Annotated in this window: 18 protein-coding genes; 2 read left to right on the top strand and 16 right to left on the bottom strand. The window is 35.5% G+C overall.

Translation table 11 applies throughout. The features are described 5' to 3' along the window. Nucleotides 1-271 precede the first annotated feature (271 nt). Nucleotides 272-571, top strand: coding sequence for a YtpI family protein (locus I7822_RS21655; RefSeq protein ID WP_207981158.1), 300 nt, complete (start codon nucleotides 272-274; stop codon nucleotides 569-571). Between the two features lie 142 nt (nucleotides 572-713). Here the strand turns inward: I7822_RS21655 and I7822_RS21650 are convergent, their stop codons facing one another. The 8 genes from I7822_RS21650 to I7822_RS21615 form a co-directional block, all read right to left on the bottom strand. Then, entirely contained in the window at nucleotides 714-2,030 is a 1,317-nt protein-coding gene (locus I7822_RS21650; RefSeq protein WP_207981157.1) for a CBS domain-containing protein, read from the bottom strand. Between the two features lie 123 nt (nucleotides 2,031-2,153). Next, nucleotides 2,154-2,393, bottom strand: a complete 240-nt coding sequence (locus tag I7822_RS21645) for a hypothetical protein (protein ID WP_207981156.1) — start codon at nucleotides 2,391-2,393, stop codon at nucleotides 2,154-2,156. A 175-nt stretch (nucleotides 2,394-2,568) separates the two neighbouring features. Next, nucleotides 2,569-3,249, bottom strand: a complete 681-nt coding sequence (locus tag I7822_RS21640; RefSeq protein WP_207981155.1) for a metal-dependent hydrolase — start codon at nucleotides 3,247-3,249, stop codon at nucleotides 2,569-2,571. A 381-nt stretch (nucleotides 3,250-3,630) separates the two neighbouring features. Continuing rightward, nucleotides 3,631-4,752, bottom strand: coding sequence for an alanine dehydrogenase (gene ald, locus I7822_RS21635; protein ID WP_207981154.1), 1,122 nt, complete (start codon nucleotides 4,750-4,752; stop codon nucleotides 3,631-3,633). A 220-nt stretch (nucleotides 4,753-4,972) separates the two neighbouring features. After that, nucleotides 4,973-5,734 (bottom strand): SDR family oxidoreductase, encoded by a 762-nt coding sequence (locus tag I7822_RS21630; RefSeq protein WP_207981153.1) that lies wholly within the window; start codon nucleotides 5,732-5,734, stop codon nucleotides 4,973-4,975. A gap of 464 nt (nucleotides 5,735-6,198) precedes the next feature. Then, on the bottom strand, nucleotides 6,199-6,357 hold the full coding sequence (locus I7822_RS21625) for a hypothetical protein (RefSeq protein ID WP_185654132.1): 159 nt from the start codon (nucleotides 6,355-6,357) through the stop codon (nucleotides 6,199-6,201). A gap of 71 nt (nucleotides 6,358-6,428) precedes the next feature. Beyond that, complete coding sequence (argH, locus tag I7822_RS21620) at nucleotides 6,429-7,808, bottom strand: argininosuccinate lyase (RefSeq protein ID WP_207981152.1); 1,380 nt, start codon at nucleotides 7,806-7,808, stop codon at nucleotides 6,429-6,431. Then, nucleotides 7,805-9,004, bottom strand: a complete 1,200-nt coding sequence (locus I7822_RS21615) for an argininosuccinate synthase (RefSeq protein ID WP_207981151.1) — start codon at nucleotides 9,002-9,004, stop codon at nucleotides 7,805-7,807. Before I7822_RS21615 ends, argH begins: the two co-directional genes overlap by 4 nt. A 277-nt stretch (nucleotides 9,005-9,281) precedes the next feature. On the opposite strand from I7822_RS21615, the gene I7822_RS21610 reads away from it, so the two are divergent. Beyond that, nucleotides 9,282-9,599: a radical SAM protein gene (locus tag I7822_RS21610; protein WP_207981150.1), complete on the top strand. Its 318-nt coding sequence runs from the start codon at nucleotides 9,282-9,284 to the stop codon at nucleotides 9,597-9,599. 398 nt (nucleotides 9,600-9,997) lie between these two features. Here the strand turns inward: I7822_RS21610 and I7822_RS21605 are convergent, their stop codons facing one another. From I7822_RS21605 to I7822_RS21570, 8 genes are all read right to left on the bottom strand, one after another. Next, on the bottom strand, nucleotides 9,998-10,519 hold the full coding sequence (locus tag I7822_RS21605; protein ID WP_207981149.1) for a MogA/MoaB family molybdenum cofactor biosynthesis protein: 522 nt from the start codon (nucleotides 10,517-10,519) through the stop codon (nucleotides 9,998-10,000). Between the two features lie 12 nt (nucleotides 10,520-10,531). After that, nucleotides 10,532-11,374, bottom strand: a complete 843-nt coding sequence (locus I7822_RS21600; RefSeq protein WP_207981148.1) for an EcsC family protein — start codon at nucleotides 11,372-11,374, stop codon at nucleotides 10,532-10,534. A 117-nt stretch (nucleotides 11,375-11,491) separates the two neighbouring features. Next, entirely contained in the window at nucleotides 11,492-12,679 is a 1,188-nt protein-coding gene (locus tag I7822_RS21595) for an acetate kinase (RefSeq protein ID WP_207981147.1), read from the bottom strand. A gap of 375 nt (nucleotides 12,680-13,054) precedes the next feature. After that, nucleotides 13,055-14,044, bottom strand: a complete 990-nt coding sequence (locus I7822_RS21590; protein ID WP_207981146.1) for a class I SAM-dependent methyltransferase — start codon at nucleotides 14,042-14,044, stop codon at nucleotides 13,055-13,057. 352 nt (nucleotides 14,045-14,396) lie between these two features. After that, nucleotides 14,397-14,897, bottom strand: a complete 501-nt coding sequence (tpx, locus tag I7822_RS21585) for a thiol peroxidase (protein ID WP_207981145.1) — start codon at nucleotides 14,895-14,897, stop codon at nucleotides 14,397-14,399. A 353-nt stretch (nucleotides 14,898-15,250) separates the two neighbouring features. After that, nucleotides 15,251-15,706 (bottom strand): GerW family sporulation protein, encoded by a 456-nt coding sequence (gene ytfJ / locus I7822_RS21580; protein ID WP_207981144.1) that lies wholly within the window; start codon nucleotides 15,704-15,706, stop codon nucleotides 15,251-15,253. An 88-nt stretch (nucleotides 15,707-15,794) separates the two neighbouring features. After that, nucleotides 15,795-16,472 (bottom strand): DUF2953 domain-containing protein, encoded by a 678-nt coding sequence (locus tag I7822_RS21575; RefSeq protein ID WP_207981143.1) that lies wholly within the window; start codon nucleotides 16,470-16,472, stop codon nucleotides 15,795-15,797. 104 nt (nucleotides 16,473-16,576) lie between these two features. After that, nucleotides 16,577-17,104, bottom strand: coding sequence for an RDD family protein (locus I7822_RS21570; RefSeq protein ID WP_207981142.1), 528 nt, complete (start codon nucleotides 17,102-17,104; stop codon nucleotides 16,577-16,579). Between the last annotated feature and the right edge of the window lie 3 nt (nucleotides 17,105-17,107).

Genomic DNA, 17,107 nt, shown 5'->3' with positions numbered 1-17,107 from the left:
ATGTATTTAAAAAGAAAGAATAATCAGCAAATAGGAAATGAGTACAATTTGATGTAAGACATGTTAAAATAAAGCGAGACTTATCGGATCTTTACAGTCAATTATCCCCTACCTATCTTGTATCTTCTCTAGCCTCTGAAGGTTAGGATTTTACTGCATGTTAAGAATGGGATAAAATGGATCCTTTATCAATTGTAGGTTCATCTTCTGATTGATAATCGCTTTTAATTACAAAAGCTGAAATATGATTTTTTGTGGGAGGTTTATAAATATGCCAGTGTTAGTTGTAATCATCGTTATTTCTTTAGCCTTTTATGCTTATTATAAAGTAAAAGCATATAGATCCACTAAGTCGATCGAAAAACAGTGGATAGCTGCAAAATCTAGTATTGCATTAGGATTATTTGTTGCTTCTTTTGGTCTTAACCAATTATTCCTATATCGATCCACCTTGTCGTTAATCGTTGGAGTGATTTTTGTACTTATTGGTATAGGTAGTAGTTGGGCAGGATTCCGTGCCTATAAGCATTATTTACCTCAGGTAGTAAAAGAAGCTCAAGAACAAAAATAAGAAGAGGTGTATCATTCTTCCTCTTCTTATTTTTAAGTTAAATAAAGTTTTTTTACTTAGTTTTTGTGTTTTGCTTCAACAGTCCAACTGGGAGCAAAGAAGGTCGCCCATTTGACCGAATTCTGATCAAGTAGCTTCGAGCTTATCTTTCTATCAATTGAACCATCATCATCGCTTTCCCTACTACCATTCCTTCACTGTATGCTTCAATATCAATCTTTCCAAACTTTCTCCCTACTTCTAGTATTTTCGGGTGAAGTTCAAGCATTGTTTCCATTTGCACTGGCTTAATGAAGTAAATAGTGATATTTTCGACAATGATATCGCCTTTTTTTTGCGCTCTTAAATACCGATTTACTGATTCTGTAACAAGAGTCGTAAACACACCATAAGAAATTGTTCCGAGATGATTTGTCATTTGCGGGCTTACTTCACATCTAAAAATACTACTCCGCTTTGTTTCATCTTCAATTGTTATAAACTGATTGGTTACTATATCGTCAAGTTTTTCACCAATTTGCGGCTGTCGCTGGATCATTTGCAATGCTTTTAAAACGTCCTGACGACTAATCATCCCTTGTAGACGATGATGTTGATCAACTACCGGAAGCACTTCAATTCCTTCCCAAACCATCATTTGGGCAGCAGATGCAACTGACGTTTTGCCTATAACTGTAACTGGATTTTTTGTCATTACCTTTTCAATTATTGTAGAATGATCATGTCCCATTATATCCTTTGATGTTACGATTCCATGCACCTTTATATTTTGGTCAATAACAGGAAATCGTCCATGTCCTGTTTCATAGTTATTCTGATACCAGGTTGCTACCGTATCTGTTGTTTTTAAGTAAATCGTTTTTTCAAGAGGTGTTAAAATATCCTCAACTTGAACAATTTCCTTTTTGATCAGCTGATCGTAGATAGCACGATTAATCATTGTACCGACAGTAAACGTATCATAACTAGTCGAGATAATCGGCAATTCAAGCTCATCTGCTAATTTTTTCACACTATCCTCTGTATCAAAGCCTCCTGTTATCAAAACCGCTGCACCTGCCTCTAAAGCGTATTGATGAGCATTTGTACGGTTCCCAACAATTAATAAGTTACCTGCACCGGTATAACGCATCATTGCTTCTAGCTTCATTGCACCAATTACAAACTTATTTAATGTTTTATGTAAGCCAGCTCGTCCACCTAAAACTTGTCCATCAACAATGTTAACAACCTCTGCATAGGTTAATTTCTCGAAATTTTCTTTCTTTTTTGTTTCGATTCTAATTGTTCCTACACGTTCAATCGTACTAACATACCCTTTATTTTCGGCTTCTTTAATCGCCCTATAGGCTGTTCCTTCACTGACATTAATATCCTTTGCAATTTGACGAACTGAAATTTTTTCACCGACTGGAAGTGAATTAATATATTGTAAAATTTGCTCGTGCTTCGTAGCCAAGCTGCATCACCCTTTATATATATTACACCGTTTATATAAACAATCTAATAGTATGTTATCTTCTTTTATTATAAGGGTGGTGCATATATATATCAACGCATGGTTTGGAACTACGTTTTCTCTTCATTTTAAACGGTGACGTGAATAGGTTCTTTTTGTTTTGTAGGATTTAATTTGTTTTGCTTGAACCTGTTTCTTAGGACGATATAGATAATGTGCAAAGTTCCCACCAATTACAAATATCGCTAAACACAACCAACTCATAGCAAACACAGTTTGTAATCGATCACCGGATAAAGTAATCTGCTGTAGTCCGTAATAGAGCATTGCAAGAGTAATTAATGTATACATTAAATTTTTCATGTGAATCATCCTTTCAAATTAATCATTGCTCTATTTTATGCATGTACCATAAAAAAAAGAAGTAGCTGATATGAATCATCTACTTCCATCTATTGATTTATCCCATTCGTATTCAAGTTATAAGTTTCGCTATTATTTAGTAGGATGAAAAAATCCTACCAATTGATGTCTCACCTTATAATTCTAGTTTTTCTCCAACCTTTAATGGATAGCCTATCCCTTTTGGCAGCATATTTGTAAATTCTTTAGGATCCTGTTTTATTACTGGAAACGTATTGTAATGGATAGGAACTACCCTTTTAGCTTTTAGCCAAGCAGCTGCAGCTACTGCATCCTCTGGACCCATTGTTAAATTATCTCCAATTGGTAAAAATGCTAGATCAATAGTATTTCTTTCCCCAATCATTTTCATATCAGAAAACAAAGCAGTATCTCCGGCGTGATAGATCGTTTTTCCATTAGCTGTTAACAGAACCCCTGAAGGCATCCCTGTATATACAACAGTTCCATCTTCTTCTTCGTAACTTGATCCATGAAAAGCCTGTGTTAGTTTAACTGTACCAAAATCAAATTGATAAGCTCCACCAATATTCATTGGATGAATGTCAATATCATTTCTACCTATGTAAACAGCTAACTCATACGGAGCAATAACTAATGCATTGTTTTTCTTAGCAATTTCAACTGTATCACCGACATGATCATTATGACCATGTGTTAAGATAATCACATCAACTTCAAGGTCAGCTACTTTTAAATCTGTTAAATTATTACCATTTATAAATGGATCAACAATAATCCTTTTATTCCCTGTTGAAATTTGTACGACCGAATGACCATGATAAGATACATGCATTCTATTCACCTGCTTTCTTTATATTAGGCTGTTTTCGCAAACTTTGTTGCTATTTACCAAGTAATGCGGTGTGGTTGATTCCACTCCAGATGCTCGCTTTCCGCGGGGCGGGCGGTGAGCCTCCTCGACGTAAAACGCCTGCATGAGTCTCACCTGTCCCGCTGCTTCCGCAGGAGTCTCGCAATCCGTTCCAATCAACCTTAAATAGTTTTCGTTTTAAAAGCAACAATCTCTTAGAAAAGAGCCTTATATTAAAACGAAAAGGAGTAAACATTACCTATGATTCGTTTTACCCTTTTTCACAGTTTTTATAAACGTATAACTTTTAAAAGAGGCTGACAAAATAAATATGGTTCAGCCTCTTTTGTTGGAGTGATGTATTTATACCCCAAGTAACAAAGTACGTGCATCTGAGTAGGATAAGCCGTGTGCTGCTGCTACCGCTTCGTAAGTGACATATCCATCCAATGTATTGATACCTTTTAATAAAGCTTCATTTTCCAAGCATGCTTTTTTGTAGCCCTTGGACGCAATTTGAACAGCATAAGGGACTGTTACATTTGTTAGAGCGAATGTTGAAGTGCGTGGAACAGCACCTGGCATATTAGCTACAGCATAATGTAATACCCCATGTTTCTCATACGTTGGATTATCATGAGTTGTTATTTTGTCAGTTGTTGCAAAAATCCCACCTTGATCAATCGCAATATCAACAATAACAGATCCATCTGACATAGAACTTACAACATCCTCTGTCACAAGCTTTGGAGCTTTTGCACCAGGAATTAACACTGCTCCTATAACCAAATCAGATTCACGAACAGCTTCGGCAATATTAAGAGGATTTGACATTAATGTTGAAATGTCACTACCAAAAATATCATCAAGCTGTCTTAATCGATCAGGATTCACATCTAAAATTGTTACCTCTGCACCTAGTCCGATTGCAATTTTCGCTGCATTTGTCCCAGCAACACCACCACCAATGATGGAGACCTTTCCTCGCCTTGTACCAGGTACTCCTGCTAATAATATCCCCTTACCTCCCTTTGGCTTTTCTAAAAATTGCGCTCCAATTTGTGAGGCCATTCTACCAGCAACTTCGCTCATAGGTGTTAGGAGTGGGAGTGAACCATTTGGAAGTTGAACTGTCTCATAAGCAATCGCAATAACTTTATGATCAATTAATGCAACAGTTAACTCAGGCTCTGGTGCAAGATGTAAATACGTAAATAATATGAGCCCTTCTCGGAAATAACGGAATTCTTCTTTTAAAGGCTCCTTTACCTTCATAACCATATCCATTGCCCATGCTTGCTGAGCTGTTTCAACAATTTGCGCACCAGCTTCAGTATACTGTTCATCAGTAAACCCTGAACCTAACCCTGCATTTTTTTCAATATATACTTCATGTCCAGAGTTTACGAGATGAAAAGCACCTGCAGGGGTCATAGCAACACGATTTTCATTATTTTTTATTTCTGCAGGAATGCCAATTTTCATAATAAATCCTCCTTAGCAATCTTTTCAAACTATTAATCCTTATCAGTATTGCCGTAATTTATCATATGATTACGAAAACAGACAGGTCCAAGGAGTTTTAAAAAAAATTCATACAAAAACAATATAAAAATATTGATATTTGCGTAAAGCCTAATTTAAATCAGTAGTGGAACAAGCAGTTCTTCTCAAAAAATATCCCTTAGATCTTCCTTTAGTCTAACTAAACATTATAACGATGTATAACATTAGCACCTCCTGTCACCTCAATTATTGAACCAGTGATCATATCAGAGTTTTCTTCACATAAAAAGGAAATTGTTCTAGCTATATCTTCACCAGTTCCTGAACGTCCAATAGGTGTTTGGATATCGCTTATTCTTCTGGAATGATCTATTGTTGCTTCTTTCATTTCACCAATTATATTACCTGGGCATATCATATTGGCTGTAATTCCAAACTCTGCTTCTTCAATACTAATCGATTTCGTTAAAGACACTAACCCCACCTTTGCAGCACTAAAAGCAGATCGATGTAACCAACCAGGTGATGATACAGCTCCTTGAAATCCATAAGTAATAATCCGCCCATATTTCTGCTTTCTCATTATTGGAACGACTTTTTTAAACATGTGAAATACAGAGCTTAAATTTCCTTCAATCATTTGATACCACTCTTCATCTGTATAATCCGCAAGTTTTTTTCTTTCGAATATGTATGGTCCAGCATTATTAATTAAGCAATCAATTCTTCCAAAGCGTTCAAATGAAAGATCAATCATATTTGTTAGATCTTCTTTTTTTGTTACATCACCTTGAACAAATAAGAGACGATCGCCAATATGTGAATACATCGTTTTTAATTCTTTCACAGCACATGTATCACTTCGGTAATTTACCGTAATAGAAAAACCATTTTTCAAAAATTCCTCTGTTACCTTTTTCCCCAAGCCTTTAGATCCAGCCGTTATAAGGGCATGTCGCACGATAAAGTTCCTCCCCATCTAACTTGTCCTTATTCTTTTTTGAATGCGCTAGAGCTGGACATAACAAAATTCTCAAGCGTCCTTTTATAAATACAATTTTGTGTTTATCACTTATTATTCTTTTCTATCTCTATTGTGCTGATATCATCTTCATTTTACAATATACTTGTTTTAAAACATGTAACTTCTTGTTAAATTCAGGTTAAAAATCTTCAAAAGAGAAAAAATGCACAGAACAAAAGCGCAAGCGCCTTGATCAGCCTCGGGCAAATAAGATGATTTAGAATAGAAGGCGTTCTTTGCCTTCAATTCTAAATTAGCTTATGACCTCGAGGGGCTAGGCGCTTGCGCTGGATGCCAAGCGCATATCCTCAGTACAAGAATTTTATTATTTCCTAGACACAAAAAAAAAGCCGACTTCATTATAAAGTCAGCTAAAAATAATCACAAACTATTCGTTTTATTTAGTCCTTCCTAACTTGTAAATGTTCCTGTAAAAAGTTTTGTTCATATTGTTGCTCAACAACACCACTTGAATAGGAATCCGTTATTTGCTGCATCGTTTCTTGTTCACCAAGATGATCATAATAATAGGTTTGCCTTGTTATTCGTTTGTTTTTCAAAACTGTCAACTCCTTATTTTCATCTACTCGGTTAGTGTCTCTGAAAATAAGAAGCTTATTCAGTTAAAAGATTAGCTTTCGTTAAACGTAGCTTTTGCTTTTTCAATCGCAATTCTAACCATTTCAAAGCCAGTCCCACCAGCGCTCATCCGTTTTCTCACAGCTTCATAAGGATTAATAATCTCATATAAATCTTCTTCAAATAGGTCAGAGGATTTTTTATAATTCTCAAAAGGTAAATCTTTCAAGTAAATACCGGACTGGATACATTCATAAACAAGAGTCCCAACAACCTCATGAGCATCTCTGAATGGCATCCCTTTAGTAGAGAGATAATCAGCAAGCTCCGTTGCATTTGAGAAATCTTCTTTAGTTGCCTTCTCCATCTTCTCTTTATTTACCTTCAATGTATCGATCATGCCAATAAAAATCTGCAGGCTTCCCTCAATTGTTTTTACAGTATCAAACATACCTTCTTTATCTTCCTGAAGGTCTTTGTTATATGCCAATGGAAGTCCTTTTAAAATTGTTAGAAGGGACATTAAGTTCCCATAAACTCTACCAGTTTTTCCTCTAATTAGCTCTGCCATGTCTGGGTTTTTCTTTTGAGGCATGATGCTACTACCTGTTGCATATGTGTCATCCAACTCAATAAATTGAAATTCCTGTGAGCACCATAAAATAATTTCTTCACACAAGCGTGATAAATGCATCATTAATAATGAGCTATTACTTAAAAATTCAATTATAAAGTCACGATCACTTACACCATCTAAGCTATTTTCATATATCCCGTCAAAATCAAGCTTTTCCGCTGTATATGCACGATCAATCGGGAATGTTGTACCTGCAAGCGCAGCACTTCCTAATGGGGAAATATTAATTCGTTTAAAAGATTCAGTAAATCTTTGTTTATCACGGTCAAGCATCCAGAAATAAGCCATTAAGTGATGGGCAAACGAAATCGGCTGTGCTCGTTGCAAATGTGTATAGCCAGGTAGAATTGTCTCTACATGGTTTTCAGCCTTTTCAACAAGTGATTTTTGTAGCCCTTCAATTAATTCAATAACCATTGCTACGTGTTTACGTAAATATAAGTGCATATCAGTAGCAACTTGATCGTTTCGACTTCTTCCTGTATGTAATTTTCCTCCAACAGGACCAATTTCATCGATTAACATCTTTTCAATGTTTAAGTGAATATCTTCATAGTTTACGGAAAAAGTGAGCTCATTTTTTTTCGCTTTTTCTAGAAGTGTTTTTAATCCAATTGAGATTTGCTCTGCCTCTTCTTCTGTGATAATTCCGCATTTACCAAGCATATTAACATGTGCAAGACTACCAGTGATGTCTTCCTCAACTAATTCCTGATCAAAATGGATGGATGCTCCGAACTCATCCACCCATTGTTCAGGGGTTTTTTGGAAGCGTCCACCCCAAAGTTTTTTCATACTTCCACCTTCTTGTTTTTCACCATGCTATTCACTTTCGTAGGTAGTCCCCATAGCTCAATAAAGCCAATAGCTGCATTATGATCAAATGCATCATCTTTAGTATAAGTTGCAAGCTTTTCATCATATAAAGAGTACTCAGATTTTCTTCCTTCAACAATTGCATGACCTTTAAACAGTTTCACTCTAACTGTTCCAGTAACATATTTTTGTGTCTCTTGTAAGAAAGCATGTAATGCAGTCTTTAATGGTGAGAACCAAAGTCCGTTATAAATAAGTTCTGTTAACTTTTGTTCAATTACCGGTTTGAAGTGAGCAACTTCTTTAACTAATGTTAAGTCTTCAAGCTCTTTATGTGCTTTTATAAGAGTCATTGCACCAGGGCACTCATATACTTCACGTGATTTAATTCCAACAAGACGATTCTCAACATGGTCAATACGTCCAACACCGTGCTTACCTGCAATTTCATTAAGCTCTAAGATTAGCTCATGAAGAGGATATGCCTTGTCATTAATTTTAACTGGAACACCTTGTTCGAATTGAATTTCGATTACTTCCGCTACATCAGGTGTTTTTTCTAATGGTGTAGTTAAATCATATGCTCCTTCAGGTGGTGCTGCCCATGGGTCTTCTAGTACACCACATTCATTACTTCTTCCCCATAGGTTTTGGTCAATTGAATATGGGCTGTCTAAATTGATTGGAATTGGAATATCGTTTTTCATTGCATATTCGATTTCTTCTTCACGTGACCAGCCCCATTCTCTTACTGGTGCAAGTACTTCAAGGTCAGGATTTAAAGCTTTAATCGATACTTCAAAACGAACCTGATCGTTTCCTTTTCCTGTACAGCCGTGAGCAATTGCTACTGCATTTTCTTTTTCAGCAATTTCTACAAGCTTCTTAGCAATCAATGGACGAGATAAAGCAGAAACTAGTGGATATTTCCCTTCATATAATGCATGTGCTTGTAGAGCTACGAGCGCAAAATCCTTTGCATATTCTTCTTTTGCATCGATCATATATGATTCAATTGCTCCTACTTGAAGAGCCTTCTTTTGAACGAATGATGTATCTTTACCTTCACCTACATCAAGGCAGCATGCAACTACTGCATAACCTTGTTCTTGTAACCATTTAATTGCAACAGAGGTATCTAATCCTCCAGAATAAGCTAACACAACTTTTTTCATCTATTTGTTCCTCCTTGGTTGTATAAAAATGAATATATGTTTATAAAAATACATTTCTTGTATAGGTAACACTTTACCAACTGTATGCCTATTTCGTCAATAGAAAAATGCATATTTTCTCAGATTCTTTGTATAAAAATTAATTAAAGAGAATAATTCGCCTGAATACACCTCTTTTTCTACATATCATGCATAATAGCTACATGAAGTTGTTCATAGCAGTTTTAAATAAACTGTTGTAAAATGTGAAAAGAATAAATATTTGGAGGAATGGGAATTGGACGAATACTTTGCCTATGATCCTAGACTAAAAATAAATTTACCCCGTTTAAATAAAAACTGGGATATGTATAGTGTTTCCATTCAGAATAGAATTTTAACCGAGTGGGAAAAAATTCGTGGAGGAATTCCGGATCGGATTGCAGAATTAGAGGATGAAATTAATCTGAAACAACATGCACTTAATCATGAAGAAAATTTCAAGCTCTCTTGTCAACTAAACGAAGAAATTTCTGAGCTTGCATCTATTATTAACGACCTGTGGATTTGGTTTCGTTTAACTCAAAATATATCTTCAACGAAAATTCATTCTTAGAAATGTATAAGGATTAGGAATTCGAATACAAATAATTTTTGCTATCCAGATAGCTTTTTGATAGCTTGGCTCTCTACTCTAGTGTCGCTTGCGTCTTGTGAGGCATAGGACCTAAGGAAAAATACAAATACATTCTTTACTTTAGGCTGTTTTCGCAAACTTTGTTGCTATTAACCAAGTAAAGCGGTGTGGTTGATTGCAGCGAGAGATGCTCGCTTTCCGCGGGGCGGGCGGTGAGCCTCCTCGGCGTAAACGCCTGTGGGGTCTCACCTGTCCCGCTGCTCCCGCAGGAGTCTCGCACTTCCGCTCCAATCAACCTGAATTAGTTTTTGTTTTAAGCAACAATCTCTTAGAAAAGAGCCTTACTTTAAAAGTAGGCAATACTATTAGCCTTCTTTTTACTCCCTAACTAAATCTTTTCGTATTTCCCTGGTTACATGACCTAGTTCAGGTAGAATCAGTTTTTCCATTGCTAATAGAACAGCACCAGAAGATCCTGGCATTGCAAATACAGCTGTATCCATTGAAACTCCTGCTATAGCTCTACTTAAAATTGCAGCAGAACCAATATCCTCTTGATAACTTAACATACGAAATATCTCGCCAAAGCCAGGAATCTCCTTCTCAATCAACGATTGAACTGCTTCAATTGTCACATCTCGTTTCGCAATTCCTGTACCTCCATTTGTAAGGACTACATCAATCTCTCTTGATTCACAGCCCTTTAAAACAGAACTACGTATGAATGATTTTTCATCTTTTACAATCTCATAATCAACAACGTTGTGTCCGCTCGCTTCTAACAACTTTTTAATTAGCTTTCCACTTTTATCTGTTTCTTCATTTCTCGTATCACTTATTGTGATCACTTTACAGTTCACAGTATGAGGAGCTTCAAGTTTATGTTCAATACTACTCATTTTTGCATCCTCCTAGAAATTATGGTTTTTTTCGTTAATTAATCTGTATTGATAAAATTTATTAGCAAACTCAGTTACTTGGCGTGTAAGCTGATAATTAGCTCCTGCACCAATCATGATGCTTACTAGAGGAATACCCGATATAAGCTTTCTTTTGAAAAGTGATACTACAGAAAGTTTAGCAATTTGTTTTACTAAAAATTCCAAGCTTTTAGAATTAGCTAATTCATCGTTCCCCTCATAAAAATAGTACATACCATCCTCTAAGTCTATTTCTTTTGTTAAAGCATGCCATTGCTTATATTGAAGATGTTTCGGCATTAGAGACGCGTGATAGACCTTTAAAGATGTCATCATCTCATAGGGGTTATTAATTTCATATCCGTAACACATCGAAACCATTTGGATCGACCGTAAGTTAAGAATTGTTTGTGCTGGTATGTCAACGCCCGATAATAGAATCCCACCTGTCCCTGTAATACCGCCTTGTAATAAAGAATAAAGACGATGCTTAGACGTTTGAAGATCAGCCAAATAATGTAATTGATCAATTGGAAGCATAGGTAAATCATTAATTTGCTGAATGTCTTCATTTAACGCCTTAGCTGATAATAAAATTTGCTTTTTGGCATCTTGTTGAACAAAAGAACTTTGAATAAAGGAGTGTAAATTAAACAGACTAGCATCAAGCTTTTTAAAAAATAATCGCTTCATAGATGTTGGAATTTCACCCATTTTACGATTCATCCATTTATCAAATGTTCGTTGAAAATCAGTTCGAACATCGTTTTGCAATTCACTTTCCCATCGTCTAATCTCATCTAATATTGCCTGTTCACGTACTGATTCATTCATCCTTTTGTCTCCTTATTTCTATGTAATAAGTAGGTTATTAACGGGTGAATCTAGATATGTTTATCATAACACAAAAAGACAGTCGATTTCTCTTCGACTGTCTTTGATCTTTCGTTATTACTTCGCAATGCGAACAACATCGCGCGCTATCATAACCTCTTCATTGGTTGGAATAACTAAAACCTTTACTGGTGAATGAGGGTAGCTAATATACGCTTCCTCACCACGTACTTTATTAAGAGCTGGATCCCAATAAACACCCATAAACTCTAAGCCTTTTAATACACGTTCACGTATTTCTGTACTATTTTCGCCAATTCCAGCAGTGAAGATAATCGCATCTACGCCAGACATTCTAGCTGCATAGGAACCAATATACTTGTGGATACGGCTCGCAAACACTTCAAGAGCAATTTTAGCTCGATCATTGCCTTCATTTGCTGCTTGTGTAATATCACGAAGGTCACTTGATAATCCAGAAACACCTAGAATTCCACTCTTTTTATTTAAGATATCTAATACTTCATCTGCAGATTTCCCCGTTTTCTCCATGATAAATGGCAGAAGTGCAGGGTCAATGTTACCAGAACGTGTGCCCATCGCAACCCCTGCAAGTGGAGTGAATCCCATAGAGGTATCAATTGATTTCCCACCTTCAATTGCAGCAATACTTGCACCGTTTCCTAAGTGACAAGATATCAAACGTAGGTGTTCTACTGGTCTACCTAAAATTTCTGCAGCTCGTTCTGATACATATTTATGTGATGTTCCATGGAAACCGTACTTACGAATTCCGAAGTTCTCATAATATTCATAAGGTAGGCTATATAAGAATGATTGCTCAGGCATTGTTTGGTGAAATGCTGTATCAAATACTGCTACTGCATCAACATTTGGAAGCACCTCTTTAAATGCTTTTATACCAACTACATTTGCAGGATTGTGAAGTGGAGCCAATTCAGAAAGATTCTCAATTTGTTGTAAAGTTTCATCTGTAATAAGTGCAGAATCATTAAAGATTTCTCCACCGTGTACAACTCGATGACCGATTCCTTCAATTTCATCTAAAGATCCGATAATTCCAAGATCAGTTAATTTTGATAAAAGAATTTTTACAGCAACAGCGTGGTCAGGTATATCTGTTACTTCTTTTTGATTTTCTCCATTTACTGAAATAGTAAATACAGAATCATTTATCCCGATTCTTTCTACTAAACCTTTTGTTAAAACTGTTTCGTTTGGCATTTCAAAAAGTTGAAATTTCAATGATGAACTACCAGCATTAATTGCTATAACTTTTGCCATATATTGTTACTCTCCTTTTTATTCCGTGCCGAAAGTTGGTAATACACGATCGTAATCATGTAGACAAACAGTTAGACCCGAATCTTTCGTCTAATAAATAGTCGATAATAGACATACAAAATAGATTTTGTTTATTATGGAATCTTCCCATTTTGCTTATATTTTTACATTCTTATTCTTTGCAAAATGCTCACGATTATTATCTGCCTTTTCCATTTAAACACTGACATATTAACATTTCAAGAACTGATTAAACTGGAATCGTTTACAACTAAAAGTCTTGCAATTCTAATAATTAAGGTAATGGATTAAGTATAAAAAAACAAAAAGGAAACCCTTAAAGAATAAGAGTCTCCTAATTAAACCAATATAAGATTATTTATTTTCTCTAAACCATTGATCTATTTGCTTCATAATTGAATTCATTGCTTCTTTATTCGAGAATTTTGGTAATTCTGCAAGAATTGCTTGCTTAGGAGGAGTACTGTTTTCACCTTTCTTTTGAAGAATCAAGATGCTCTTTCCATGCCTTTCATCTTTAAATAAGGATAACGGCAATTGAATAAACCCTTGTATAATAGCCATCTTTCTAAGAAATTGATTTAGCTTCGGTGCTTCTTTCGTATCAAATAAGGAATTAGGAACAATAAAAAATAAATAACCATTTTCTTTCGTATGGTTCATGCTCTGCTCAATAAAAAGATGATGGGCATATGAGTGGCCCTCATCTGCCTTAAGTTCATATTTAGATGCTTCAATATCGTTAGGATAATAGCCAACAGGTAAATCGCATACAACAATATCAACTGGATCAATTAATAATCGCTCTAAGCTATCCTGATTGAAAAATTGTACAGGATGTTCCTGAAGATTTGCATTAATATAGGCTAATTTAATAAGTAAATCATCAACATCAACACCATAGCTATCAACATGTTCAATCGTTAAATAATTTAAGATAGTTGTAAGTAAGTTTCCAGTCCCAACTGCTGGGTCCAATACTGATATGTCTTTTTGATTACCGACAAATTTACTTACTAAATACCCCAAAAATAAGCCGATTGTATCTGGTGTCATTTGATGATTAGGATGTGCACCTTCTTTTAATCCTTTTAAAATTGCCAACTGATATGCTTTGCGAAGCTCTTCATTACCAAAGGAATCTATTTTAATTGTTTCATATTTACGTTTTAAACTTTTTTCTGTAATCTCGCTCAGATCTTCCTGTAGAATTGAACCATGAAAAATATTTTCACCAGTTTCTGCAACTGCTTCTATGTAAGTCATTTGACATTCCTTCGCGATAAGATCTGCTGTTTCATTTATTACTGCAAACAAATTCTCTATTTTAGAAACTGTTTTCATCCATTTTCCTCCTCGCCATCGTACTCTTCTCATTTTAGACATTGCATAAGAAAAGCGCAAGCGCCTTGATCAGACCCGCCAGGCATAAGACGCTCAAGAATAGAAGACATTCTTTGTCTTCAATTCCTGAGTGGCTGTAGACCTAAGAGGGTCTAGGCGCTAGAGCTAGACACCAAAACTAAGTAAGAAAATTTATAAATTCTCATACGAGAACTAAAGCGCAAGCGCCCGTTTAGCGACGTATGGACTGGAGGACTCCAAATCTTGCTGCTGCCTCTAGCGTAAAAGTTTCCCAAACGACAAAAAAGACTGCCTAAAAGACAGTCCCTTTATCTATTATAGTCTATGAACCTTATTGTGCAGACTTAGCAGCTTCAATTGCAGCTTCATAGTTAGGGTGATTTGTTGCTTCACTCACATACTCAACATATGTAACTTTGTCATTTGCATCAACAACAAATACAGCACGAGCTAATAAGCGTAATTCTTTAATATGAACCCCATATGCTTCACCAAAAGAAAGCTCGCGGTGATCTGAAAGAGTTTGCACATTTTCTAATCCATTTGCAGCACACCATCTTTTTTGAGCAAATGGTAAATCTACACTAATTGTTAAAACATCAACATTCTCTACTTTTGACGCATCTTCATTAAAACGACGTGTTTGTGTATCACAAACCCCAGTATCAATTGAAGGTACAACAGAAATTAGACGAACCTTACCTTTTGAATCTGCCAGTGATACAGGTGATAAATCGTTTGCCAGTACTGTAAAATCAGGTGCACTGTCTCCAATTTTCACTTCATTGCCTAACAATGTAACAGGGTTGTTCTTGAACGTAATAGAAGCCATACCAAATTCCTCCTTTTAATTATGTACAGTGTAAATATAGCCTAGCTATCAAGATTTATCAATTGTTTTGAACTTTTAGAAATTCTTTTCTTTTTGCAAAAATTCAGCGAAATCCTTTGTATTTCTAACATAATCCGTCATTTACGGGAAATTTACCACTGAACAATAGCGCAAGCACCTTGAACAGACTCGGGCAAATAAGATGCTCATGAATAGAAGGTGTTTTTTACCTTCAATTCATGAGTGGCTTAGATCCAAGAGGGGCTAGGGGCTGGAGCTGGATGCCTAGACTTATCCACAGTACTAGAATTTTATAATTTCCTAGACAAAAAAATTAACTGCCTAAATGGCAGTTAAAAATCTAAATCTTGCTTTGGCTGACTTTGATTATTTGAACTTTGTGAATTACTGTTATCTTTATTCTTTTTGAACATTCCTTGAATTTTCTCTACAGTTTGTGGTGCAGCTTCTAAGATTTTTTCATATAAATGAGTACTTTCATCTAAATGAAGCATTTTTACACCTGTTGTTGATACGATTAAAAATGCAATTGGTGTAATGGATACTCCACCACCACTCCCTCCACCGAATGGGAGTTTTGGAGATTTTGGGTCGCCACCTTCTTCTCCCCCTGTTGAATTGAATTCACTACCCCCTGCTGCGAATCCAAATCCAACCTTAGATACTGTTAAAATGACGCTTCCATCTGGCGTCTCCACAGGATCTCCTACGATTGTATTAACATCAATCATTTGTTTTAAATTTTCCATTGCTGTTTTCATTAGTCCTTGAATTGGATGATCACTCATGTTATGTAGCCTCCTTCAATACTATTATTATTAACCGGTCATTTTCATTACATACCGGGAAGTTGTCCCCAAATTCATAGCTTACCTGTTAGTTTGAAAAAAACGGTTTAGTTTTCAACTTGGGACGTCCACCTTTCCAATATTTAATGAAATGTATACCTGCCAAAATAGCTTGCCCGATTCTAAACTGAAAAATACATTGTAATTTCGTTCTTGAACAGAACTGATTAAATTCAGGTGTTATTGTTACGACAGGTGTCGTCTGTAACTTCATATACTGACTTAAAAGACCAATTACTCCTCCTTTAATTGTCCAGGCAGCCCCTGTTAATAATCCGGTATGTGCAGCATCACCGATCCCGAATTGCGAATGCCATTCTAATTTTTTTATTCTTACTTTCCTTAAAAACTTACGGATGATTTTATGCAATCCAACGATATGTTGTGTAATCTCCTTTATATCACTCAAGCCATTAAGTGCATCCTCAGGTGTTACCTTATCCTCTGTTTCTTTTACCTTATTATCCGCTTTTTCACTTCCCATTTTCTTCTCCTGCTTTACAATAAGTTTGGGGTCATCCTTATCAAACTTTACTAGTGGAATGTTAATCGTGTAGCGAAGTAATCCAAACCATGCACGAAATTTTATTTTAAACTGGTCATTATCACCGATATGATTTAAATCCAGTGTAATCGTCAACTTTGTAAAAATAATAAGTAAAAAGAGTACAAATAAAAGCAGTAAAATGATCATTACTATAAACACGACTTTTCACACCCTTTCAATCCACCATTATCGCCTCTCCAAAACTAAAATAAACCTACTTATTTATGCAGTAGGTTAATAAAGTTCAAAAAAAGTCCACTGATTTATTCAGCAGACTTTTCTTCGGCATATTTAATAAATAACTTCTCATGAATAACTTGCGTATCAGAAAAGATATCGTGAAGTCCTTGCTTTTTTGGAGTAAAAGCAACAATGATATAGCCTATCCAAATGGTTTTTGAAATATAACGACCAATTAATTCTCGGAATAAAATGGTTCCCCAACTAATTGTTTCTTCCTTAATAGAAATTACTTTTATACCAAAAATCATTTTCCCTAACGTTTGATTAAAGTATTTTGTCATTAATACAAAATAGGCGAAAAAGATCACAGCTGTTACAATTGAGACAGGAGAAAACAGAAATGAGTTATTGTTATTTAAACCGATTAAATCAAAAAGTGGATATATAACAATTCGATTTACACTACCGATAACTAGAAGATCGATTAAATACGCCCAAAAGCGTATCCAAAAACCTGCTTGTAAATGATTGTAATCAATTGTCTTTTGCTTTTCTACAGGCTTATACGATAACTCTGTATTCTCTGCACCTTCAAAAGTAGCATCCACGTT

The organism is Metabacillus bambusae (assembly GCF_017497975.1).
Lineage (GTDB): Bacteria > Bacillota > Bacilli > Bacillales > Bacillaceae > Metabacillus > Metabacillus bambusae.
This window is presented reverse-complemented; position numbering and strand designations above follow the sequence as displayed.